This window comes from Micromonospora carbonacea, assembly GCF_014205165.1.
In the GTDB taxonomy this organism is placed as follows: Bacteria; Actinomycetota; Actinomycetes; order Mycobacteriales; family Micromonosporaceae; genus Micromonospora; species Micromonospora carbonacea.
In genome coordinates, this window is record NZ_JACHMZ010000001.1 from 5,547,725 (window position 1) to 5,569,637 (window position 21,913).

At 73.6% G+C, this 21,913-nt stretch carries 19 protein-coding genes, 1 tRNA gene and 1 other RNA gene; 9 read left to right on the top strand and 12 right to left on the bottom strand.

Annotated features, from left to right (window positions below; all coding sequences use genetic code 11):
* Positions 1 to 271: 271 nt before the first annotated feature.
* Entirely contained in the window at positions 272 to 973 is a 702-nt protein-coding gene (locus HDA31_RS23155; RefSeq protein ID WP_178063594.1) for a CGNR zinc finger domain-containing protein, read from the bottom strand.
* A 137-nt stretch (positions 974 to 1,110) separates the two neighbouring features.
* Here HDA31_RS23155 and HDA31_RS23160 point away from each other — a divergent pair, with 137 nt between their 5' ends.
* Complete coding sequence (locus tag HDA31_RS23160) at positions 1,111 to 2,142, top strand: EamA family transporter (protein WP_178063593.1); 1,032 nt, start codon at positions 1,111 to 1,113, stop codon at positions 2,140 to 2,142.
* A gap of 154 nt (positions 2,143 to 2,296) precedes the next feature.
* Positions 2,297 to 5,257, top strand: a complete 2,961-nt coding sequence (locus HDA31_RS23165; protein ID WP_178063592.1) for an AfsR/SARP family transcriptional regulator — start codon at positions 2,297 to 2,299, stop codon at positions 5,255 to 5,257.
* A 93-nt stretch (positions 5,258 to 5,350) separates the two neighbouring features.
* On the opposite strand, the gene HDA31_RS23170 is transcribed toward HDA31_RS23165, so the two are convergent.
* A complete protein-coding gene (locus HDA31_RS23170) occupies positions 5,351 to 5,536 on the bottom strand; it encodes a hypothetical protein (RefSeq protein ID WP_178063591.1) in 186 nt (61 codons plus the stop codon).
* Positions 5,537 to 5,760: 224 nt separating this feature from the next.
* Here HDA31_RS23170 and HDA31_RS23175 point away from each other — a divergent pair, with 224 nt between their 5' ends.
* From HDA31_RS23175 to HDA31_RS23195, 5 genes are all read left to right on the top strand, one after another.
* Positions 5,761 to 7,311, top strand: coding sequence for a pyridoxal phosphate-dependent decarboxylase family protein (locus HDA31_RS23175; protein WP_178067131.1), 1,551 nt, complete (start codon positions 5,761 to 5,763; stop codon positions 7,309 to 7,311).
* A 47-nt stretch (positions 7,312 to 7,358) separates the two neighbouring features.
* On the top strand, positions 7,359 to 8,795 hold the full coding sequence (locus tag HDA31_RS23180; protein ID WP_246384443.1) for a fatty acid desaturase: 1,437 nt from the start codon (positions 7,359 to 7,361) through the stop codon (positions 8,793 to 8,795).
* Between the two features lie 81 nt (positions 8,796 to 8,876).
* A complete protein-coding gene (locus HDA31_RS23185) occupies positions 8,877 to 9,446 on the top strand; it encodes a cobalamin-dependent protein (RefSeq protein ID WP_178063590.1) in 570 nt (189 codons plus the stop codon).
* Positions 9,439 to 10,815 (top strand): methylaspartate mutase, encoded by a 1,377-nt coding sequence (locus HDA31_RS23190; protein WP_178063589.1) that lies wholly within the window; start codon positions 9,439 to 9,441, stop codon positions 10,813 to 10,815. Before HDA31_RS23185 ends, HDA31_RS23190 begins: the two co-directional genes overlap by 8 nt.
* Positions 10,816 to 10,871: 56 nt before the next feature.
* Positions 10,872 to 12,239: an aspartate aminotransferase family protein gene (locus HDA31_RS23195; RefSeq protein WP_178063588.1), complete on the top strand. Its 1,368-nt coding sequence runs from the start codon at positions 10,872 to 10,874 to the stop codon at positions 12,237 to 12,239.
* Here the strand turns inward: HDA31_RS23195 and HDA31_RS23200 are convergent.
* From HDA31_RS23200 to HDA31_RS23215, 4 genes are all read right to left on the bottom strand, one after another.
* Positions 12,224 to 13,081 (bottom strand): putative protein N(5)-glutamine methyltransferase, encoded by an 858-nt coding sequence (locus tag HDA31_RS23200; protein WP_246384441.1) that lies wholly within the window; start codon positions 13,079 to 13,081, stop codon positions 12,224 to 12,226. The genes HDA31_RS23195 and HDA31_RS23200 overlap by 16 nt on opposite strands.
* A 111-nt stretch (positions 13,082 to 13,192) precedes the next feature.
* A tRNA-Ala gene (locus HDA31_RS23205) sits at positions 13,193 to 13,265 on the bottom strand.
* Between the two features lie 90 nt (positions 13,266 to 13,355).
* Positions 13,356 to 13,946 carry a YqgE/AlgH family protein gene (locus tag HDA31_RS23210; protein WP_074478540.1) on the bottom strand — a complete coding sequence of 197 codons (591 nt, stop codon included), beginning with the start codon at positions 13,944 to 13,946 and terminating at the stop codon, positions 13,356 to 13,358.
* Between the two features lie 12 nt (positions 13,947 to 13,958).
* Positions 13,959 to 14,105 carry a hypothetical protein gene (locus HDA31_RS23215; protein ID WP_178063587.1) on the bottom strand — a complete coding sequence of 49 codons (147 nt, stop codon included), beginning with the start codon at positions 14,103 to 14,105 and terminating at the stop codon, positions 13,959 to 13,961.
* Positions 14,106 to 14,185: 80 nt separating this feature from the next.
* Between HDA31_RS23215 and HDA31_RS23220 the strand changes: the two genes are divergently transcribed.
* Positions 14,186 to 14,989, top strand: a complete 804-nt coding sequence (locus HDA31_RS23220) for an S-methyl-5'-thioadenosine phosphorylase (protein WP_074478486.1) — start codon at positions 14,186 to 14,188, stop codon at positions 14,987 to 14,989.
* Between the two features lie 66 nt (positions 14,990 to 15,055).
* A complete protein-coding gene (gene mdlC / locus HDA31_RS23225; RefSeq protein ID WP_178063586.1) occupies positions 15,056 to 16,651 on the top strand; it encodes a benzoylformate decarboxylase in 1,596 nt (531 codons plus the stop codon).
* A 57-nt stretch (positions 16,652 to 16,708) separates the two neighbouring features.
* On the opposite strand, the gene HDA31_RS23230 is transcribed toward mdlC, so the two are convergent.
* From HDA31_RS23230 to prfB, 6 genes are all read right to left on the bottom strand, one after another.
* Positions 16,709 to 17,725 carry a hypothetical protein gene (locus HDA31_RS23230; protein WP_178063585.1) on the bottom strand — a complete coding sequence of 339 codons (1,017 nt, stop codon included), beginning with the start codon at positions 17,723 to 17,725 and terminating at the stop codon, positions 16,709 to 16,711.
* A gap of 84 nt (positions 17,726 to 17,809) precedes the next feature.
* Positions 17,810 to 18,185, bottom strand: a transfer-messenger RNA (tmRNA) gene (gene ssrA / locus HDA31_RS23235).
* A 105-nt stretch (positions 18,186 to 18,290) separates the two neighbouring features.
* A complete protein-coding gene (gene smpB / locus HDA31_RS23240) occupies positions 18,291 to 18,770 on the bottom strand; it encodes an SsrA-binding protein SmpB (RefSeq protein ID WP_074478481.1) in 480 nt (159 codons plus the stop codon).
* Between the two features lie 148 nt (positions 18,771 to 18,918).
* Positions 18,919 to 19,794, bottom strand: coding sequence for a permease-like cell division protein FtsX (gene ftsX, locus HDA31_RS23245; protein ID WP_074478479.1), 876 nt, complete (start codon positions 19,792 to 19,794; stop codon positions 18,919 to 18,921).
* Between the two features lie 67 nt (positions 19,795 to 19,861).
* Positions 19,862 to 20,542 carry a cell division ATP-binding protein FtsE gene (gene ftsE / locus HDA31_RS23250; protein WP_043962078.1) on the bottom strand — a complete coding sequence of 227 codons (681 nt, stop codon included), beginning with the start codon at positions 20,540 to 20,542 and terminating at the stop codon, positions 19,862 to 19,864.
* Between the two features lie 118 nt (positions 20,543 to 20,660).
* Positions 20,661 to 21,782, bottom strand: coding sequence for a peptide chain release factor 2 (prfB, locus tag HDA31_RS23255; RefSeq protein WP_178063584.1), 1,122 nt, complete (start codon positions 21,780 to 21,782; stop codon positions 20,661 to 20,663).
* Between the last annotated feature and the right edge of the window lie 131 nt (positions 21,783 to 21,913).

Sequence of the window (21,913 nt, forward strand, 5' to 3'; positions counted from 1 at the left end):
ATCTCAGTGCGTCGCCCTGTCAACGCCCAGAAGGCTCCGGTGGTGACGTGCAGGCGAAACAGCAGGCAAGATCCCCGCGACCGACCACCACCCACAGTCAGAACCGCCCCGCCCCCTGCCCCGCGATCTTGCAGTTGCGGCCCCGACAAAAGGGGCAACACGCCCTATTGGAGGGCCGAAACTGCAAGATCGCGGGCAGGATTGGGAGATCTCGGAGCGAGATGGCCCCTCCAGGGGCCGAAACTCTCCACGATCTGCGGAGTCCTCGTCTTCAGGTGCGGATGGTCGGCGTGGTGCGCTGCCGCATCCGGTGTTCGCGTACCTTGCGGCGGTTGCCGCACTCGGCCATCTGGCACCACACCCCCGTCCGGTTGCGGGCGTGGTCGTAGAAGACCCAGCGGCAGTCCTCGGCCGGGCACATCTTCAGCCGGACCCAGGTGCCGTCGAGCGCGGCGACGGCCACGACGCCGAGCAGCCCGGCCAGCACGGCGTCGACGCCGCCGTGCTCGGAGACGAACTGCGGCGTCGTCGCGTCGGCGAAACTCAGGTGTACGGGCAGCCGCGCGGCGACGCGGTTGAGCCGATCCAGAGCCGCAGGGGCGGGGGCAGCAACCCCGGAGGCAGAGAGCCCGAACGCACCAGCACCAGCACCAGCACCAGCACCAGCGATGGTGTCGCGCAGCGCCTCGCGCAGCTCCACCGCCGCCCGCCGGTCCGCCTCGGTCAGCGCGGGCGGCACGCCCGGCCGCCGGGGTGCCCCACCAGGCCGGGGCGACTCCCCGGGCCGAGACAACGCTTCCAGCGCGGGCGACTGGAGCGGCCCAGCAGGGAGATCGGCAAGTGACCAAGCGGCGGCGAGCCAGCCGGCCAGGCCCTCGACCGTGTCGAGGTCGTCGACGCCGCGTTCCAGGTCGAGCGTGTTGACGAAGGACCGGACGACCTCCAGCCGGCCGGGTGCCTCCTGGCGCTTCATCGCCCCACCTCCCACATCGCCCCACTTCCCCGCGTCGGTAACCACTCAAACAGTTTAGAGGTTACAGTCGGCATTGCGCTGGGTACCACCGTCCGCAACCGGTCCGACACGCACGACGACCACGCCGAGGTGACTCCATGACGGCATCCGCCGACCTGACCCCCTCGTCCGCCGACGAGCGGCACACCCACCCCGACGAGCGGGACGCCAACCCCGAGGAGCGGCAGGCCCACCCCGAGGAGCGGGACGCCCGCCCCGACCACGACGAGGAGGCGCCCGACCCCGGGGCGCGGCGGCTCGGGCTGCTCGCCGTGTGCGTCGCCACCGCGCTGTGGGGCTTCGGCGGCACCGTCGCCAGCGACCTGTTCGACTCCGGGCTGCGCCCCGCCGAGCTGGTCGCCGCCCGTACCCTGATCAGCCTCGCCGGGCTCGGCCTGCTGCTCGCCCTGGCCCGCCGCCGCCCCGGCACGCCGAGGCGCACGGAGCCGATCGACTGGCCGCTGGTCGTCGCGTTCGGCCTGGCGATCGCCGTGGCCAACGCGTGCCTGTTCCTGGCGATCAGCCACCTGCCGGTCGCGGTCGCCATGGTGTTGCAGAATCTCGCCCCGGCGTTCGTGGTGGGGTGGCTGGTGGTGCTCGGCCGGTGCCGGCCCGGCATCGCGATCGCCCTGGGGCTCGTCGTCGCCCTCGCCGGGGTGGCCCTGGTGGTGGAGCTGCCCACCACGCCGCTGGGCGAGGTGAACCTCCTCGGGGTCGGCTTCGGCATCGCCACCGCCGTCGGCGTGGCCGCCTTCTCGGTGCTGGGCAGCCGGGCCACCCGCAAGTACGGGGCGCTGCGCGCCAACACGTACGCGTTCGCCGTGTCCAGTGTGGCCTGGCTGCTCTACTTCGCCCCGCAGGGCGTGCCGGAGATCGTCGGACGGCACGACCTGCTGCCCGGGGTGCTCTTCGTCGCGATCCTGGGCACCCTCGCCCCCTTCGTGCTCTTCTCCTGGGGCACGGCCCGGGTCGGCCCGCATGCCGGGGCGGTGAACATCTGCCTGGAGCCGGTGTTCAGCGCGGTCCTCGCCTGGACCTGGCTCGGCCAGTCGCTCAACGCCGTGCAGATCGCGGGTGGCCTGCTGGTCATCGGCGCGGTGGTGCACCTGCAACGGCTCCGGGTCGGCTGAGGACGAACGGCGACAAGCGACGACAGGCGGCGGCCACCGGCTCGCACGGGCGTCACCGGTCACGCGCCACGGGCCGCCGCCGCTTCGCGCCACTGCGGCAGCAAGTACCCACTGTTAGCCTGAGTGGACACTCGGCTACGGTCAGGGGAAGGTCGTGCTGCTACGGGTCCTTGGGCCAATAGAGATCACCCACGAAGACCGCCGGCTCGACATTCCCGGGCTCCGCGCCCGCACGGTCCTCGCCATCCTCGCCGCCAACCGGGGCCGGGCGGTGCAGGTGGAGGATCTGATCGACACGGTGTGGGACGGCCGCCCCCCGTCCACGGCCCGCTCGCAGATCCAGATCTGCGTGTCGCAGTTGCGGCGGCTGCTGGCCGAGGTCGGCCGCAAGGACGCCCTGGAGACCCGCTTCGGCGGCTACCTGCTGCGGCTGGCCCCCACCGAGCTGGACGCGGGGCGGTTCGAGCTGCTCGTCGCCGAGAGCCGGCACCTCGGGGGTGAGGGCCAGGTGGCCGAGGCGGTCGCCCGGCTGCGGGCCGCCGACGCGCTCTGGTACGGCGCGACCCTGGCCGGCGTGCCCGGCGAGCCGGTCGAGGCGTGGCGGCGGGGGCTCGACGAGCGGCGCGGCGCGGCCGTCGAGGAGCGGATCCGGCTGGAGCTGACGCTCGGCCGCCACGACGAGCTGGTCGGCGAGCTGGAGGCGCTGATCGCCCGGCATCCGCTGCGGGAGCGGCTGCACGCCCACCTCATGCTCGCGCTCTACCGGGCCGACCGGCAGGCCGACGCGCTGAAGGCGTACCGGCGGGCGCGGGCGCTGTTCGTGGAGGAGCTCGGCATGGAGCCGAGCGCGGAGCTGGCCCGGCTGGAGCGGGCCATCCTGTCCCGCGCGCCGCAGCTCGATCTTCCGGCGACGCCCGCCGCGTCCCCGGCCGCGCCGTCCGCCGGCGCGGGTCCCGCGTCGCCGGGTCCGCCCGGCCCGCGGGCTCCGCACCAGCTTCCGGCGGACCTGGCGGACTTCACGGGCCGGCAGAAGCTCGTCGGCGAGATCCGCGACGTGCTGACGGCCGAGGCCGACCCGGGGCACCGGGGCTTCGCCCCGCTCGCGGTGATCACGGGCCCGGGCGGGGCGGGCAAGACCAGCCTCGCCGTGCACGTGGCGCATTCGCTGGTGGACCGGTTCGCCGACGGCCAGCTCTACGCCAACCTCGGCGGGCCGTCGCCCAGCCCGGAGCGCCCGGCGGAGGTGTTGGACCGCTTCCTGCGGGCGCTGGGCGTGGCCGGTCCGGCGATCCCCGACAACCTGACCGAGCGGATCGGGTTGTACCGCAGCCGGCTCGCCGAGCGGCGGGTGCTGATCCTGCTGGACAACGCCGCCGACGAGACGCAGGTCGCGCCGCTGCTGCCGAACACGGCCGGTTGCGCGGTCATCGTGACCAGCCGGGTCCGGCTCGGCACCCTCGCCGGCTCGCACGAGGTCGACGTGGACGCCCTGACGCCGGAGCAGAGCGTGGCCCTGCTGCATCAGATCGTGGGCGACCGGATCGCCGCCGAGCCCGTCCAGGCCGACGAGCTGGCGCGACTGTGCGGGTGGCTGCCGCTGGCGCTGCGCATCGCCGGCGCCCGCCTCGCCTCGCGCCCGCACTGGCGGGTGAGCCGCCTGGTGGACCGGCTGCGGGACCAGTCCCAGCTGCTCGACGAGCTGGTCCACCGCGACCTGTGCATCCGCACCACCATCGGGTTGAGCTACCACAGCCTGCCGGAGCGGTCCCGCCGGCTGCTGCGCCGGCTGGCGCTGCTCGACTGCGAGGACTTCCCGCTGTGGGTGACCGCGCCGCTGCTCGACGAGCCGCCGTCGGTGCTGGAGGATCTGCTGGAGCAGCTGGTCGACGTGCGGCTGCTGGAGGCGCACGGCCACCCGCAGAGCGGCTCCACCCGCTACCGGCTGCACGACCTCGTCCGGGTCTTCGCCCGCGAACGCCTCCTGGCCGAGGAGCCGCCCGAGGAGCGTGAGTCGCTGGTGCGGCACGTGCTCGGCGCCTGGCTCGCCGTGGCCGAGGAGGCACACCGCCGGGAGTACGGCGGCGACTTCACCATCGTGCACGGCACCGCCGCCCGCTGGCCGGTGCCCCGCGCGGTCACCGACGGGCTGCTCGGCCGGCCGATGGACTGGCTGGAGCTGGAGCGACGCAACCTGGTCTGCGCCGTGCGGCAGGCCGACGCCCTCGGCCTCGACGAGCTGTGCTGGGATCTCGCGTTCACCCTCGTGACGCTCTTCGAGGCCCGCAGCTACTTCGACGAGTGGGCGGAGACCGCCGACATCGCCCTGTCCGCGACCCGGCGCAGCGGCAACCGGCGCGGCGAGGGGATCACGCTGCACTCCCTCGGCGCGATGCACATGTTCCTGCGCGACCCGGGTCAGGCCGAGCGGATGTTCACCACCGCGCTGCGGATCCTGCGTCCCCTCGGCGAGCGGCACGGGGTGGCGCTGGTGGAACGCAACCTCGCCTACCTCCACCGGCTGCGCGGCGACGACCGGGCGGCCCTGCGGGGGTACGAGGCGGCGCTGGCCGGGCTGGGCTCGGTCGGCGACCTGGTCGGCCGGGCGCACGTGCTGGTGAGCATCGCCGGGATCCGGCTGGAGCAGGGCGATCCGGCCGCCGCGCATGCCCTGCTCGGCGAGGCGCTCACCATCTGCCGGGACGCGGGGGCCCGGCGGGTCGAGGCGCAGGTGCTGCACCGGCTCGGTGAGCTGTATCTGCGCTCCGGCGAGCTGCGCCGCGCCGAGGAGTCGTTCCAGGGCACGTTGGAGATCGTCCGGGCCGCCGCCGACCGCACGGGCGAGGCGTACGCGCTGCACGGCCTCGGTGTCGTGTACGGCCGGGACGGGCGGCTGGCGAAGGCCCGGGCGATGCTGACCCGGGCCCGGCAGCTCGCCGGTCAGGTGGTCGAGCGGGTGGTGGAGGCGCAGTCGTTGTACGAGCTGTCCCAGTTGCCCGACCGGGACCGGGCGGAGGCGGCGGACCAGCTCCGCCGGGCGGCGGACATCTTCGGAGAGTTGCAGGCTCGGGTGTGGCACGCCCGCGCGCTGCGCGCCCTGGCGGACGTGTCCGGGTAGGTCCCGAGGTGGGGCAGGTCCACCCTGTCCCACGGTCGGGTCCACCCTGTCCCACCGTTGGGCCCGCCCGTCCCACCGGGCGGGCCCGATGTCTCACCGCCGCCGTTGGGGTGCGGGTGGCAATCCCCAGCCGGTCTCGTCCATCGGTTCGATGGTGTGACCGGCCGGCGCGCCCCAGCCGGTCTCCGGCTCCAGGTTCGGCGTCGAGGCGGTGCCGTGACCGGCGGGCACCGCGACGGCGAGGACGGCGGCGGTCGTCGCCAGCAGCAGGCGGATCATCGGTTACCTCCACGGGAACGGGTGCGGATCGCGTCTGTCACCTGTGTCCCCGGCCGGCTATCGAAGTCCTATCCCCGGGCTAACCGATCTGTGGGGCGCGCCGCCTCGACCGACGGATAGCCGGGCCATAGCCGACCGAAGGATGCCCGGGGATTTCCTCCGACGTCAGCCGCCACCGCCGATGTGGCAACGGAGCCGGAGTCGAGGAGACCGCAGTGACGATCATGCAAGAGAGCAACCGGACGGAGACGGTCGCGGCGGGTTCGGCCGCCCGTCAGGTGGACGCCGTGCTGCCGCCGGCCGGCAGCCTCGCCGGACTGGACTACGTGCAGGCGCTGACCGCGGTGGCGCTGGAGACCCTGCGGGAGGTGACCCTGGACCGGCCCGGCCCGGTGACCGCCGGTGGTCCGGCGGCGGTGCGGGAGGCCGCCCGGCGGTCCCTGGGCGGGCCGCTGCTGCCGGCGGAGCCGGGCTATCCCCTGGAGACGTTCCGCCGGTTCGTGCGGGACTACGCCACCTGGTCGGTCGACGTCAGCCACCCGGCCGCGGTGGCCCGCATGCAGTGCCCGCCCACCCCGGTCGCCGCCGCCGCCGAGCTGGTGGTGGGCATCCTGAACCAGTCCCTGCACGCCTGGGAGAGCGGCCCGTACGCCCTCGAACTGGAGCGCTACGTCATCCGCGAGCTGGGCGAGCTGGTCGGCTACGGCCCGGACGCGGGCGGCACCATCACCGCGGGCGGCAGCATCTCCAACCTGATGGCCGTGCTGGCGGCCCGCGACCGGGTGCTGGCGCAGCGGTGCGGGTGGCGGCCCTTCGCGCAGGGCCTCACCGGGCTCGACAAGCGGCCGGTGGTGCTGGCCACGGACGCCACCCACTTCTCCATCGGCCGGGCGGTGGGCATCGTCGGCCTGGGCGAGGACATGATCGTCCGGGTGCCCTCCGACGAGCTGGGACGGCTCCTGCCGGAGGAGCTGGAGCGCACGCTGGCGGGCCTGCCGGAGGACGTGGTCCCGGTGGCGGCGATCGCCTGTGTCGGCGCGACCGACCAGGGCTGGGTCGACGACGTGGCGGCGCTGGCGGAGGTGACCCGCCGGCACGGCGTGTGGCTGCACGCCGACGCCGCGTACGGTGGCGGGGCCCTGTTCTCCCCCCGGCTGCGCCCCCGGCTGGACGGCATCGCCGAGGCCGACTCGGTCACCCTCGACCTGCACAAGTTCGGCTGGACGTCGGCGACCTCCGGCATCTTCCTGGTCCGCGACGCGAGCGTCATGACGCCGCTGGCGCAGCAGACCACCACCCTGAACGCCGACGACGACGCCGAGGCCGGCTTCATCGGCCTGTACGGCAACTCGGTGCAGGCGACCCGCCGCGCGGAAGCCTTCAAGATCGCCGTCACGATGAACGCGCTGGGCCGCGACGGGATGGCCGCGATGGTGGACGGCTGCCACGACCTCGCCTGCTACGCCGCCGACCGGGTCGAGGCGGAGCCAGCCCTGGAACTGGCCGCCCGGCCGTCGCTGAGCACGGTGCTGCTGCGCTACCGCCACGACGGCGACGTCGACGCCTTCAACGGCGAGCTGCGGCGGCAGCTCATGACCCGGGGCGTCACGCTGCTGGCCCGCACCCGCGTGCGCCGGCCCGACGGGTCGTCCCCGGTCTTCCTCAAGCTGATGCTGCTCAACCCGGCCACCACCACCGACGAGTTGGACCGCGTCATCGACGACATCCTCGCCACCGCCGCCGACCTGGAGCGGTCGGCGCAGGCGAGCCGCTAGCGCGGCGGGCGTCCCGCCGCCTCCGAGCAGAGAGAAACAGGGGAGAAATGACTACCATCGACGCCTCTGCGCGGCCCGCCGACCCGGACGGCACCGTCGCCGCCCCGCGCCGCACCGCCGCCGCGCCCCGCCGCACCACCGGCACGGAGCCGCACCCGCCGACCGTCGCCGCGCCCCGTCGTGCCGCCGCCACCGGGCCGCACCAGCCCACCGTCACCGCGCCCCGCCGCCCGGCGTCCCGGGCCGGCGGGCCGGCGGCGGCCGACCAGCGGCCCGGCCGGCTGACGGTCGCCGAGCGGGACACCCGCGACTCGGCCGACAACAGCGTCCGTGACTCGATGCGGCGGCTGCCCCGCTTCGCCCAGCTCCCGCTGACCTTCCTCACCGGCCGGCCGCACACGGGGCAGCGGCCGCTGCGGCTGACCCCGACCGTCCACCTGGTCACCGCGACCGGGTCCGTCGCCGTCGGCCTGACCGCCACCGGGGTCGCCCTGGCCCTGTCGGGCTGGTGGCTCGCGCTGCTCCTGCCCGGCTGGGCGAGCACCCTGCACGGCGCGCGCAACCTGCGCATGATGGTGTTCCACCAGTGCGCCCACCGCAACATGTGGGCCCGCAAGCGCCCGGACCAGATCCTCGGCAAGATCGTCGCCGGGGTGCTGATGGTGCAGCACTTCGAGCGCTACAGCGCCGAGCACGTGGCCGACCACCACGCGCTGCACCACATGACGCTCCGCGACCCCACCGTGCAGGCGTTCCTGGTCAGCCTGCGGCTGCGCCCCGGGATGACCCGCCGGCAGATGTGGCGGCAGGTGCTGGGCCGGCTCACCTCGCCGGTGTTCCACGCCCGGTTCCTCTGGGCCCGGATCCGCTCCTACAGCCACGCCGCCAGCCGCACCGAACGGGCCCTCACCGCCACCGGGTACGCCGCCGTCGCCGCGCTCGCCACGGTCGCCCACGCCTGGCCCCTGGTGCTGGTCGGCTGGGTGCTGCCGATGACCGTGTTCTTCCAGATCAGCAACACCCTGCGGCTCTGCGTCAAGCACACGTTCCCGGCCCCCTGGCAGACCCAGCGCCGCGGCAAGGCGTACTTCGCCAGCCTCACCAACGCCATCTTCATCGGCGAGCCCGCCCCGGCGAGCTCCCTGCGGGGCGGGGCCGCGGTGCGCGCCTGGGCCCGCTGGTGGACCCGGATGCTGCTGGTCCACTTCCCCTCGCGCTACCTGGTGCTCACCGGCGACACCGTCTGCCACGACTTCCACCACCGCCGCCCGATGAGCCGGGACTGGGCCAACTACATCTTCGCCCGGCAGGCCGACATCGACGGCGGGCACCGGGGCTGGCCCCCGTACCGCGAGATCTGGGGCCTGATCCCCGCGATCAACCTGGTCCTCGACTCCCTGGCCGAGGCCGACCCGGACGAGTTCGACCCGCAGCGGCTCGCGGAGACCAGCGACCGCGAACTGTTCGCCGCCTTCGACGACTGACCGGCCGACGCGGCGGGGCCGGTGGGGCCCCGCCGCCCAACCCCCACGACACGAGGGCCCGACGGCCCGGACGGGAGCATCATGGACACCACGCGACACCTCGTCATCCTCGGCGTGGCGGGCAGCGACGCGCACGCCGTGGCCAACCACCTGATCGCGATGCACCTGCGCGAGCACGGCTACGACGTGGTCAACCTCGGCGTCTGCACGCCGCTGACCGAGTTCGCCGACGCCGTCGACGCGCACCCCGAGGCGGAGGCGGTCATCATCGGCAGCCTCAACGGGCACGCGTACGCGGACCTGCGGGACCTGCCGGCGCTGCGGGCCGCCGGGCGGCTCGCCCGCCCGGTGATCCTCGGCGGGAACCTCTCGGTCGGCAGCCACAAGGCCGACGACGTGCACGACCGGCTGCGGGCCCTCGGCGTCGACCACATCCTGGAGAACCCCTACGAGCTGCCGCTGGTGCTGGACCTGCTGCGCGCGGCCGCGCCCGGCGCGACCCGGCGCGCGAAGAAGCGCAACGCCCGGACCAGGACCGGCACGCGGGCGGCCCACCTTCAGGGCACCGGCACGCGGGCGGCCCACCAGGGCACCGGCACGCGGGCCGCCGGCCAGCGCGGGTCCCGGACGGCGGTGGGCAGCCGTGGCTGACTGGGCCGACCTGCACCTGGCGGACAGCACCGTCGACGGGCTGCCGTCCTGGGCGGAGACCGTGGCACACCTGCGCGACAGCGGCGCGCCGACCGCGGTGGCGGCGCTGCGGGCGGCCCGCCGCGCCGGCCGGCCGATCGTGCAGCCCCGCTGCGGCGTCGGGGCGCACGACGCGATGACGGAGCTGCTGCGCTCGCTCGCGCCCGCCGGACCGGGCATGTTGACCGTGACGATCGACTCGTTCACCCGGCTGCGGCAGTTCGACCACGCCGCCCGGGTGCTGCGGGAGAACCCCGCCGACCTCAACGGCTACCCGCTGGTGGCGCACGGCTGGCAGCGCGGCCGGGAACTGGTCGCCACCGTCGACGTGCCGCTGGAGATCCGGCACGGCTCGCCCGACCCCCGCGACCTGTTCGCGGTGTCGCTCGCCGCCGGCTTCACCTCCTTCGAGGGCGGCGGGATCGGCTACAACATCCCGTACTGCAAGAACGTCCCGCTGGCCACGTCGCTGGAGTGCTGGCGGCAGGTCGACGCGGTCTGCGGCCGGCTCGCCGAGGCGGGCGTGCTCGTCGACCGGGAGCTGTTCGGCACCCTCACCGCCGTGCTGGTGCCGCCGTCGATCAGCCTCGCCGCCACCCTGCTGGAGGCCCGCGCCGCCGTGGCGCAGGGGGTGCGCTGCCTGTCCATCGCCTACCCGCAGGGCGGGGAGGTGCACCAGGACGTCGCCGCCCTGCGGTCGATCCGCGAGCTGGCCGCGCGGTACCTGCCGGCCGACGTCGAGGTCTACCCGGTGCTGCACGAGTTCATGGGGGTCTTCCCGCGCGACCGCCGGGCGGCCGACGCGCTCGTCCTCTACGGCGGCCTGGTCGCCCGGCTCGGCGGGGCCGACAAGGTGATCAACAAGACGAACCAGGAGGCGTACGGGATCCCGGACGCCGCCGCCAACGCCACCGGCATCCACACCACCCTGCTCGGCGGCTCCGCCCTGCTCGACTTCGTCCGCCTCGACGCCGACCGGGTCGCCGAGGAGATGCACTGGCTGCAACGCGAGGTCGCCGAGCTGGTCGACCCGGTGCTCGACGGCGACGACCTGGCCGGCGCGATCGTGGCGGCGTTCGACGCCGGCCGGCTCGACGTGCCGTTCAGCGCGAGCATCCACGCGCGGTCGGAGGTCGTTCCCGGCCGGGACCCGGACGGGGCGATCCGCTACCGGGAGGCCGGCAACCTGCCCTTCTCCGCCGAGGTGCGGCGGCGCAACGCCGACCTGCTGCGCCACGGGGCGGGCGACCCCGGCCGGTTCATCGAGACGGTCAGCGCCGACATCGACTACTTCCTGCACCACGAGCGGGCGTTCCCGGTGCCGGCCTGAGCGCCCGGCCGTCCCCTCCCGCAAGCCCCACCCGAGAGCCCGAAAGGACAGCAGCGATGCACTCTGAGAACCAGCGGCCCGACCCGGGGGCGGCGGCAGCCGTCCGGGCGGCCGACCGGGCCCACGTCTTCCACTCCTGGTCGGCGCAGGCGCACATCGACCCCCTGCCGATCGCCGGCGGGGAGGGCGTGCACTTCTGGGACTACGACGGCAACCGCTACCTGGACTTCTCGTCGCAGTTCGTCAACCTCAACATCGGCCACGCCCACCCTCGGGTGGTCGAGGCGATCCAGCGGCAGGCCGCCCGGCTGTGCACCATCGCCCCGCACTTCGCCAACGACCAGCGCTCCGAGGCGGCCCGGCTGATCGCCGAGCACGCGCCGGGCGACCTGAACCGGGTGTTCTTCACCAACGGCGGCACGGAGTCCAACGAGCACGCGGTGCGGATGGCCCGGCTGGTGACCGGGCGGCCCAAGGTGCTCAGCGCCTACCGGTCGTACCACGGGGCCACGCACACGGCGATGCACCTGACGGGCGACCCGCGCCGGTGGCCCACCGACACCGGCACGGCCGGGGTGGTCCGCTTCTTCGGGCCGTACCCGTACCGGTCGGCGTTCCACGCCGAGACCGCCGAGCAGGAGTGCGCGCGGGCGCTGGAGCACCTGGAGCAGGTCATCCAGTTCGAGGGGCCGACGACCATCGCCGCCGTGCTGATCGAGACCATCGTCGGCACCAACGGCATCCTGGTGCCCCCGGACGGCTACCTGCCCGGCGTCCGGGCCATCTGCGACCGGTACGGCATCCTGCTGGTCACCGACGAGGTGATGACCGGCTTCGGCCGGACCGGCGCGTGGTTCGGGGTGGACAACTGGGGCGTCGTGCCCGACCTGATCACCTTCGCCAAGGGCGTCAACTCCGGCTACGTCCCGCTCGGCGGCGTGCTCATCTCCGACCGGGTCGCCGCGGAGTTCGCCGACCGCCCCTACCCCGGCGGCCTGACCTACTCCGGTCACCCCCTGGCCTGCGCCGCCGCCGTGGCCACGATCCGGGCCATGGAGGACGAGGGGGTCGTCGAGCACGCCGCCTGGCTCGGCGAGCACGTCCTGGGCCCCCGGCTGCGCAAGATGGCCGAGTCGCATCCGAGCGTCGGCGAGGTGCGGGGGCTCGGCGCGTTCTGGGCGGTGGAGCTGGTCCGCGACCGGCGGACCCGGGAGATGCTGGTGCCGTTCGCGCCCACCCCGGCCCAGGCGGCGCCGATGAACGAGCTGGCGGCGGCCTGCCGCCGGCGGGGGCTGTGGCCGTTCACCCACTTCAACCGGGTGCACGTGGTGCCGCCCTGCGTCATCTCCGAACAGGACGCCCAGCGGGGGCTGGACATCCTCGACGAGGCGCTGGAGGTCGCCGACCGCTACGTCGAGGGCTGAGTCGGCGACCCCGGTCGCGTTCGCTGCCGGAACGGGTGGTCCTCCGCCGGGGGGCGGAGGCCATCCATCCGGCGGCCGACGGCCACCGTGCAGTACCACTCGTCGGAGGTGGACGTGGTCGCCACCAGCCCGTGCGCCGACATCGCCGCCGCCGTCCACGCGGCCTGTCCCTCGCCGGTCTCGATGAGCAGCCGCCCGCCGGGGGCGAGCCACCGGGCCGCGCCCTCGGCCACCCGCCGGTGCACCTCGACGCCGTCGACGCCGCCGTCGAGCGCCACCAGGGGCTCGTGTTCGCGCGCCTCCGGCGGCATCATGGCGATCTCGTCGGTGGGCACGTACGGCGCGTTGACGACCAGCACGTCGACGGCCCCCCGCAGCCCGGCCGGCAGGGCGGCGTAGAGGTCGCCCTCGTGGACGTGCCCGCCGATCGGTTCGAGGTTGCGGCGGGCGCAGCGCACCGACGCGGGCTCGACGTCGCAGGCGTGCAGCCGGACCCCGGGCACCCGGGCCGCGACGGCCGCGCCGATCGCCCCCGTCCCGCAGCACAGGTCCACCACCACCGCGCCCGGCCGGGCCACGGCGACGGCCTGCTCGACGAGGTAGGTGGTGCGCTGGCGGGGCACGAAGACGCCGGGTTCGACGACGATCCGCAGCCCGCAGAACTCGGCCCAACCGAGGATGACCTCCAGCGGCTCGCCGAGCAGCCGCCGCCGGGTGAGCTCGTGCAGCTCCTCCGGCGTCCCCGCGGCCTCGACGAGCAGCCGCGCCTCGTCCTCGGCGAAGACGCAGCCGGCGGCGCGCAACCGCGCGACCGTCGCCCCGTCGGGATCCGTGGTGGTCATCGCGGCGCTCCTGTCGTCTGCCCCGAGTCGGACAGGTAAGACGAAAACCCCGCCCGGATCCGGGCGGGGTTTTTCACGATTGACCACCGGTTCGCACTACGGTGCGTTCGGTGGAGCCGAGGGGACTCGAACCCCTGACCCCCACACTGCCAGTGTGGTGCGCTACCAGCTGCGCCACGGCCCCTTGCTGTTCGCCCCCGGTCTCCCGGGCACGGACAGAACTATACACACGCCCGCCCGCATGGTCATCTCGCGGGGGCCCTCCCCCGCCGCCTCAGTTGAGCGCCACGTCGGGCGGGAAGTGGGCGACGGCGGCCATCATCCCGCCCTGCCTGCGCAGCACCATCGGCCACAGGTCGTCGGGGCGGTCGACGAACGCGTCGCCGGGCAGCGCGTCGAGGACGAACCAGGACCCGTCCTCGATCTCCTGCTCCAGCTGGCCCGCGCCCCAGCCCGAGTAGCCGGCGAAGACCCGGATGCCGCCGATGCTCTCCCGCATCCGCTCCGGGTCCACGGAGAGGTCGATCGTGCCGACCGCGCCGGAGACCTGGTGGAAGCCCCGCAGCCGCTTCACGGGGTTGCGCATCCGGGCCAGGCAGATGGCCGAGTCGGGCTGGACGGGGCCGCCCTCGAACAGCACCGCCGGGTCCCGCGCCAGGTCGCTCCAGTCGCCGAGGACGTCGGCGACCGGCACCTCCGTGGCCCGGTTGAGCACCACACCGAGCGCGCCGCCCGGCTCGTGGGCCACGAGCAGCACCACGGTGCGGTCGAAGTTCGGGTCCTTGAGCGTGGGGGTCGCGACCAGCAGCCGTCCGGTCATCGAGTCCATCGCCCGCCCGCCGATCGCCTGGTCCTCTCCCTGCATGTCGGACATCCGTCAGCCGCGCGCCAGGACGCGGAAGTGACGCCCCCGGACGGCGTCGCCGCCGGGCCGGGCAGGACCGACGTCGTGGCCGGCATGGGGGGTGGCCTGCCGGACCCGGTCGGCACGGGACGCCGGGCTCATCCGTGCTGTCAACGCCATGTCTGGCACCATAGCCTGCGCCCGCGGCGCTGGCTAAGGTCTGACCGGTGGGTGATCGAGTGGGATCGAAGGGGGCGACGATGGGTCCGACGGCGGACATCGCGGTCATCGGCGGTTCGGGGCTCTACGCCCTGTTGGAGGGCGCGACCGAGCACCGGGTGCAGACCCCGTACGGCGAGCCCTCGGACGCGGTCACGATCGCCGAGGTGGGTGGCCGCCGGGTGGCGTTCCTGCCCCGGCACGGGCGCGACCACCGGCATCCGCCGCACCTGATCCCGTACCGGGCGAACCTGTGGGCGCTGCGCGCGCTCGGGGTGCGGCAGGTCCTCGCCCCGTGCGCGGTCGGCGGGCTCCGCCCCGAGCTGGGGCCGGGCACGTTCGTGGTGCCGGACCAGTTGATCGACCGCACCAGCGGGCGGGTGCAGACCTACTACGACCGGGGCGCGGTGCACGTGGCCTTCGGCGACCCGTACTGCCCGGTGGGCCGCCGGGCCCTGCTGGACGCGGCGGCCGGACGCGGCGTGCCGGCCGTCGACGGCGGGACGATGGTGGTCGTGGAGGGGCCGCGCTTCTCCACCCGGGCGGAGTCGCGCTGGTTCACGGCGATCGGCGGGGCGGTGGTCAACATGACCGGGCACCCGGAGGCGGTGCTCGCCCGCGAGTTGGCCCTCTGCTACACCCCGATCGCGCTGGTCACGGACCTCGACGCCGGGGTGGAGGCGGGCGAGTCGGTCACCCAGGAGGAGGTCTTCCGGGTCTTCGCCGAGAACACCGACCGGCTGCGCGGGGTGCTGCTGGACGCCGTCGCCGCCCTGCCGGCCGGGCGGGACTGCCCGTGCGGGCACGCGCTGGACGGGATCAAGCTGCCCTTCGCCCTGCCGTGAACCCGGCCGGGCTCACGGGAGGGCGAATCGCCCGGTAGGTGGGGGTTTACCCGATAGATTCGGCGGGTGGCAACGGTCCGCGAGACGACGTACGAGCTGCTGCGGGCGCTGGGCATGACCACCGTGTTCGGCAACCCCGGCTCGACGGAGGAGCCCTTCCTCCAGGACTTCCCGGCCGACTTCCGCTACGTCCACGCCCTGCACGAGGCGTCGGCCGTCGCCATGGCCGACGGGTACGCCCAGGCCACCGGCCGCCCCGCCCACGTCAACCTGCACACCGCCCCGGGCACCGGCAACGGCATGGGCAACCTCGTCACCGCCTGGCACAACAAGACCCCGCTGATCGTCTCGGCCGGTCAGCAGACCCGGGAGATGCTGCTGCTGGAGCCCCGGCTGGCCAGCCCCCGGGCGGCCGAGCTGACCCAGCCGTACGTCAAGTGGAGCCACGAGCCGGCCCGCGCGCAGGACATCCCGGCGGCGTTCATGCGGGCGTACGCCACGGCGGTGCAGCCGCCCGCCGGCCCGGTCTTCCTGTCCCTGCCGCTGGACGACTGGGCCCGGCCGGCGGACGGGCCGCCCGAGGTGCGCACCGTGGCCACCCGGTACGCCCCCGACCCGGCCCGGCTGCGGGAGTTCGCCGCCCGGGTGGCCGCCAGCCGCCGCCCCGCGCTGGTGCTCGGTGCGGCGGTCGACCGGGCCGGGGCGTGGCCGGCGGCGGTGGCGCTGGCCGAGCGGCTGGCCGCACCGGTCTGGGCCGCGCCCGCCCCGGAGCGGGCCCCGTTCCCCGAGGACCACCCGCACTACCGGGGCGTGCTGCCGTACGCGATCGGGCCCCTGGCCGAGGCCCTGGCCGGGCACGACACGGTGCTGGTGGTCGGCGCGCCCGTGTTCCGCTACTACCCGCACGTGCCGGGCGACTACCTGCCCGCCGGCGCCCGGCTGCTGCACGTCACCGACGATCCCGACGAGACGGCCCGCGCGCCGGTCGGCGACAGCCTGCTCGCCGACGCGGGCCTGGCCCTGGCCGCCCTGGCCGAGCTGCTCCCGACGGCCAACCGACCGCCCCCGCCGCCCCGGCCGGCGCCGGGGCCGCCCGATCCGGGCCCACCGGCGAGCCCCGACGCGCTGTTCGCCGCCCTGGCCCGGCACTGGCCGCCCGACGGGGTCCTCGTCCAGGAGTCACCGTCCAACCTGGCCGCGCTGCGCCGCCGGCTGCCGGTCACCCGCCCCGGGTCGTACTTCACGATGGCCAGCGGCGGCCTCGGGTTCGGGCTGCCGGCGGCGGTCGGGATCGCCCTGGCGGAGCGGGACACGGGCCGGGGCCGGCCGGTGGTCGCGGTGATCGGCGACGGGTCGTTCCACTACTCGGTGCAGGCGCTGTGGACGGCCGCTCGGCTGCGCCTGCCGCTGGCCGTCGTGGTCCCGGTCAACCAGCAGTACGCGATCCTCAAGGCGTTCGCCGAGCTGAAGCACACCCCCGGGGTGCCCGGCCTGGACCTGCCCGGCCTGGACGTCGTCGCGGTCGCCCGGGGGTACGGCTGCGCCGCCACGGTCGTCGCGGAGCCGGACGGGTTGGGCGACGCGTTGGGCGCGGCCCTGGCGGCGGACCGGCCCACCGTGCTGCCGGCGCCGATCAGCACCGAGGTCCCGAAGCTGCTCTGAGCGCCCTCGGGGCCGCGCTGCGCCCTCGGGGGCCACCCCGCATCCTCGGGGCCAGGCTCAGGGGTGCAGGAGCAGCGGCGCGCCGGTGACCACGTCGAGCACCGGCCGGTTGCCCAGCGGCGCCTTGAGGGTGGCGGTGACCGGCTCCAGCTTGAGCAGGTCGACGCACACGCCGGTGCCCCGGACGACCCCGCCGCCGACCACCACCACGTCGTCGCGCTCCTGCACGAGCGGGGTGAGCCCGGTGTCGCAGGCGCCCACGCCGACCCGCCAGGTCAGCTTCGCCCCGTCGACGGCCAGCAGGTCCTGCGCGCTCGCCACCCCGTCGGGGGCCCGGCCCGTCGGCGCGGTCCCCTGCGGCGGGGCGGCGGGGTCGGCGACGGCGAGCCGGGCCACCTTCGCGGTCAGCTCGTCGACGGTGAACAGCCACGCCGGCACCTGCGCCTCGCCGCGGCTGGTGCGGACCGGCGCGGTGCCGAGCGTCACGGCGGTGACGGTGAGCGGCACGCAGGCCGACGCCGGCGCGCTGCCGACCGGGTCGTTCGGGCCGACGCTGTGGCCGTACGGTCCCTCCCCGACGGTCGGGCCGTCGGGCCCCGGCTCCACGATCGGGCCGGAACCGGGCTTCGCCGGCCGTCCGGGGCTCCTCGGCCGCCCCTCGCAGGGCGGCGGGTCCCCCTGGTCGAGCTGCCGGTACGCCTCGGCGGCGCTGAGCAGCTTCACGGTGAGCGTCCCGTCGGGGAAGCGGACCGCACCGTCGGCCGGCCGGGCGGTGGGCACCTCGACCTGCTCGCGGTACCAGCCGTTGCGGAACGCCTGCTCGGTGTCGGGGCTGAACCCGGGGTCGCCGAGGAGCACGGTGGGCTCCTGCAACGGCAGGTAGCCGCCGGTCCAGGCGGTGCCCGGCCGCCACGCGTCGGCGACCTCGGCGGCCCGCTGCCCGAACGCCGCGAAGCGCTCGTCGTTGGCGCTGCCGGCGGGGCTGCCGCCGGCGGACGGCCCGGAACCGGCCGGTGCGCAACCGGCCGCGACGACCAACAGGGGCAGCCCCAGCAGGGCGAGAACTCGACGCATACCGCTACGACGCGCCCGCGCGGCCTGCGGTTCCGCCGGATGCGACGAAGCGCCCCGGCCGGGTGGCCGGGGCGCTTCGTCAGGTGGTGGAGGTGCCGGGAATCGAACCCGGGTCCTTCGCCGGTTTGTCAGGGCTTCTCCGAGCGCAGCTCGCTGTGCCTCTACTCGGCCCCACCGCTCACGCGAGCAAGTTGGTGTGACGGGCCCAGTCGCTGATTGATCTCGCCGCACGGACCCCGCGACCGGGTCCGGTTGGCCAGCCTTCTAGCTGATGCCGGCTACTGGGACGAAGGCGTTCCCAGGCCGACAGACTTAGCTACTCGCCTCAGGCGGCGAGAGCGAAGTCAGCGCGATTGTTCTTGGCGCTTATTGGTTTCCGACGACCGATTCTCGAGACGACGTCGGCTTCCTCGGCTCGCTTCCCCTGCCGCAACGTACGAAGTCGAAACCAGTCACCCCCTCGACGGGCCGCCGGTGTGGCGGCACCACCAAGACTAACGCCTGCCGCAACGGGATTCATCCCCGAGCCCCGCCCCGGCGCGCCGAGGCGGACAAACGGGACGAATCAGTCGTCCATGCCCTTGCCGCGTCGGCCCGCGGCCCGGGCGATCTCCCGTTCCGCGTCCCGCTTGGCCAGGTCCTGACGCTTGTCGTACGTCTTCTTGCCCTTGGCCAGGGCGATCTCCACCTTGGCCCAGCCGTCGGAGAAGTAGACCTGCAACGGGACCATGGTGAGGCCACCCTCGCGGGTCTTGCCGATCAGGCGGTCGATCTCCAGGCGCTTGAGCAGCAGCTTCCGGGTGCGCCGGGGCTCGTGGTTGGTCCAGGTGCCCTGCGTGTACTCCGGGATGTGCATGCCGTGCAGGAACAGCTCGCCGTCGCGCTCCTGGGCGAACGCGTCGACCAGCGACGCCCGCCCCGCCCGCAGCGACTTCACCTCGGTGCCGGTCAGCGACATGCCCGCCTCGTAGGTGTCGAGGATGGCGTAGTCGTGCCGTGCCTTCTTGTTGGAGGCGACGACCTTGCGCCCCTTCTCCCGTGGCATCGGTGCCCCTCCCCTCGTGCGATTCCGGCCCCGGCCCGGACGGCGGGCCGGAAGCGGAGATCATGCTACCCGAACGACAAGGGCCCCCCGGCGCGGATTATTCCGCGCCGGGGGGCCCTCGGCTGTCGCCGGCAGACCCGGTGGGCGACTAGACGCGCAGGTAGAACCGGAGGGTGACCCAGCCGGTGACGGCGCTGACCACCGCGCCGACGCCCGCCATGATCGGGAACGTCAGGAAGATGTCGCTCCAGGTCACCGGGGAGAAGAGGCCCTGCAACGCACTCAGGGAGCCGTCGAACAGGAAGAACTTCAAGGCGATCAGCGCGCCCAGGCCGAGGAACGAGCCGATCAGACCCGCGACCACGGCCTCCAGGACGAACGGCGCCTGGATGAACCAGTTGGACGCGCCGACCAGCTTCATGACCGCCACCTCGCGCCGCTTGCTGTACGCGGCCACCTGGATGGTGTTGGCGACCAGCAGCAGGGCGGCGATGGCCATCGCGATCGCCCCGGCCAGGGCGATGTTCTGGCCGGCGGTGAAGAGGTCGAAGATCTTGTCCAGCAGCCGGCTCTGGTCGACGATCTCGTCGACGCCCTCCGTGTCCTTGTACTGGTCGTAGATGCTCTTGTACTGCTCGGGGTTGACCAGCGTGAGCCGGAACGACTCCGGCAGCTGGTCGGGCTTCACGGCGGTCACCAGGTCCGGCGCGTCCTGGTACATCTCCTGGAAACGCTTGTACGCCTCGTCCTTGTTGACGTAGAGGACCTCCTTCACCAGGGAGTCACTCTTGAGCTTCGTCTCCAGGTCGGTGCGCTGCTGGTCGGTGACGTCGCTCTTCAGGAAGATCGAGACCTGGATGTTCTTGTAGTACAGGTCCTTCATGTCGTCGACCTTGCTGTACACCAGGCCACTGACACCGAGCATGGTCAACGACACGGCCAACGTGATGATCATCGCGATGGTCATGGTGACGTTGCGCCACAGTCCGACCAGTACCTCGGACAGGACGTATTTCACGCGCATCGGGAATTCCTCCGGGTCTCCGGCGTGAGGTGTTCGTCGTCAGGCTGCACAGGGGTGGAGCGCCGGCTCACCCGTAGACGCCGCGGGCCTGGTCACGCACGATGCGGCCGCTCTCGATCTCGACGACCCGGCGGCGCATCTGGTTCACGATGTTCGAGTCGTGCGTGACCATCACGACCGTCGTACCGGTGCGGTTGATCCGGTCCAGCAGGCGCATGATCTCGATGGACGTGTCCGGGTCGAGGTTTCCGGTCGGCTCGTCCGCGAGCAGGATCAGCGGGCGGTTCACGAACGCCCGCGCCACGGCCACCCGCTGCTGCTCACCACCGGAGAGCTCGTGCGGGTAGCGGTGCTCCTTGCCACCGAGCCCGACCAGCTCCAGCACCTCGGGCACGACCCGGCGGGCGACCGCCTTGGTCTTGCCGATCACCTCAAGGGCGAACGCCACGTTCTCGTACGCAGTGCGGTTCGGCAGCAGCCGGAAGTCCTGGAAGACGCAGCCGATGGAGCGCCGGAAGTGAGGGCGCTTCCACGACCGCATCGAGGTCACGTCCTTGCTGTTCACGATGACGCGCCCCTTGTTCGGGGTCACCTCGTGCAGCAGCAGCTTGATGATGGTGGACTTGCCGGAGCCGGATGGGCCGATGAAGAAGACGAACTCGCCCTTCTCGATCGAGACGGACACGTTGTCGAGCGAAGGCCGGGACGCCTTCGGGTACGTCTTCGTCACTTGCTCAAGCTGAATCACGGGTGGTGAGTCTACGCGGTGTAATCGATGAGCCAAGCCCCACGCCCCCGTCATGCGGGGCGCGTCGTCGAAACGCCCGGTTAGCAGGAGATCGACGACGCGCTCCGCCCACGGGTGATCACGCAGCGTCGCTGGCGAGCTGCCGCTGCTTGCGCCAGCGGATGCCGGCCTCGATGAAGCTGTCCAGCTCACCGTCGAAGACCGCGCTCGGATTGCCCGTCTCCTGCTCGGTTCTGAGATCCTTCACCATCTGATAGGGGTGCAGCACGTACGAGCGCATCTGGTCGCCCCACGAGCCGGCGGCGTCGGTCTTCAGGCCGTCCAGCTTGGCCTGCTCCTCCTGCCGCTTGCGCTCCAGCAGCCGGGCCTGGAGCACCCGCAGCGCGGACGCCTTGTTCTGTAGCTGGGACTTCTCGTTCTGGCAGGTGACCACGATGCCGGTCGGGATGTGGGTGAGCCGCACGGCCGAGTCGGTGGTGTTGACGCTCTGCCCGCCCGGGCCGGAGGAGCGGTAGACGTCGACCCGCACCTCGTTCTCGGGGATGTCGATGTGGTCGGTCTGCTCGGTGACCGGCAGGACCTCCACGCCGGCGAAACTGGTCTGCCGGCGGCCCTGGTTGTCGAACGGGCTGATCCGCACGAGGCGGTGGGTGCCCGACTCGACGCTGAGGGTGCCGTAGGCGTAGGGGACCTTGACCGCGAACGTCGCGGACTTCAGGCCCGCCTCCTCGGCGTAGGAGGTCTCGTAGACCTCGGTCGGGTAGCCGTGCCGCTCGGCCCAGCGCAGGTACATCCGCAGCAGCATCTCCGCGAAGTCGGCCGCGTCCACCCCGCCCGCGCCGGCCCGGATCGCCACCAGCGCCTCCCGCGAGTCGTACTCGCCGGAGAGCAGGGTGCGGACCTCCATGTCCTGGATGCTCTTGGTGAGCGCGCCAATCTCGGTCTCCACCTCGGCGAGCACGCCGGGGTCGTCCTCGGCCTCGGCCAGCTCCAGCAGCACCCGGGCGTCGTCGAGCCGGGAGCGCAGGCTGCCCAGCTTGTCGATCTCGCCGTTGACGTAGGACAGCTGGGAGGTCACCTGCTGTGCCTTGGCCTGGTCGTCCCACAGGTCCGGCGCGGAGGCCTGCTCCTCGAGCCGGGCCTTGTCCTCGTGCAGCCGGTCGATGTTGAGCACGGCCTCGATGTTGCGCAGGATGGCGTCGAGTTCCTTGAGCTGTTCGGCGTAATCGGCAGCGGTCACGACTGACAAGCGTACTGCGGTGGCCCCGGGTGGGCTTGCCAGCCCCGCGGTCACGAGCCAAAACTGTCCCCGGTGCGGGCGGGAGGCAGCCTGGAGACCGACCGCGCGGCCCGGTGGCGGGGTGACGGGCC

Excerpts from the sequence above, each read along its gene's own strand:
- HDA31_RS23155 (WP_178063594.1), bottom strand. The coding sequence starts at position 973 with ATGAAGCGCCAGGAGGCACCCGGCCGGCTGGAGGTCGTCCGGTCCTTC.
- HDA31_RS23160 (WP_178063593.1), top strand. The coding sequence starts at position 1,111 with ATGACGGCATCCGCCGACCTGACCCCCTCGTCCGCCGACGAGCGGCAC.
- HDA31_RS23170 (WP_178063591.1), bottom strand. The coding sequence starts at position 5,536 with ATGATCCGCCTGCTGCTGGCGACGACCGCCGCCGTCCTCGCCGTCGCG.
- HDA31_RS23175 (WP_178067131.1), top strand. The coding sequence starts at position 5,761 with ATGCAAGAGAGCAACCGGACGGAGACGGTCGCGGCGGGTTCGGCCGCC.
- HDA31_RS23180 (WP_246384443.1), top strand. The coding sequence starts at position 7,359 with ATGACTACCATCGACGCCTCTGCGCGGCCCGCCGACCCGGACGGCACC.
- HDA31_RS23185 (WP_178063590.1), top strand. The coding sequence starts at position 8,877 with ATGGACACCACGCGACACCTCGTCATCCTCGGCGTGGCGGGCAGCGAC.
- HDA31_RS23195 (WP_178063588.1), top strand. The coding sequence starts at position 10,872 with ATGCACTCTGAGAACCAGCGGCCCGACCCGGGGGCGGCGGCAGCCGTC.
- HDA31_RS23200 (WP_246384441.1), bottom strand. The coding sequence starts at position 13,081 with ATGACCACCACGGATCCCGACGGGGCGACGGTCGCGCGGTTGCGCGCC.
- HDA31_RS23210 (WP_074478540.1), bottom strand. The coding sequence starts at position 13,946 with ATGCAGGGAGAGGACCAGGCGATCGGCGGGCGGGCGATGGACTCGATG.
- HDA31_RS23215 (WP_178063587.1), bottom strand. The coding sequence starts at position 14,105 with ATGGCGTTGACAGCACGGATGAGCCCGGCGTCCCGTGCCGACCGGGTC.
- HDA31_RS23220 (WP_074478486.1), top strand. The coding sequence starts at position 14,186 with ATGGGTCCGACGGCGGACATCGCGGTCATCGGCGGTTCGGGGCTCTAC.
- HDA31_RS23230 (WP_178063585.1), bottom strand. The coding sequence starts at position 17,725 with ATGCGTCGAGTTCTCGCCCTGCTGGGGCTGCCCCTGTTGGTCGTCGCG.
- smpB (WP_074478481.1), bottom strand. The coding sequence starts at position 18,770 with ATGCCACGGGAGAAGGGGCGCAAGGTCGTCGCCTCCAACAAGAAGGCA.
- ftsX (WP_074478479.1), bottom strand. The coding sequence starts at position 19,794 with ATGCGCGTGAAATACGTCCTGTCCGAGGTACTGGTCGGACTGTGGCGC.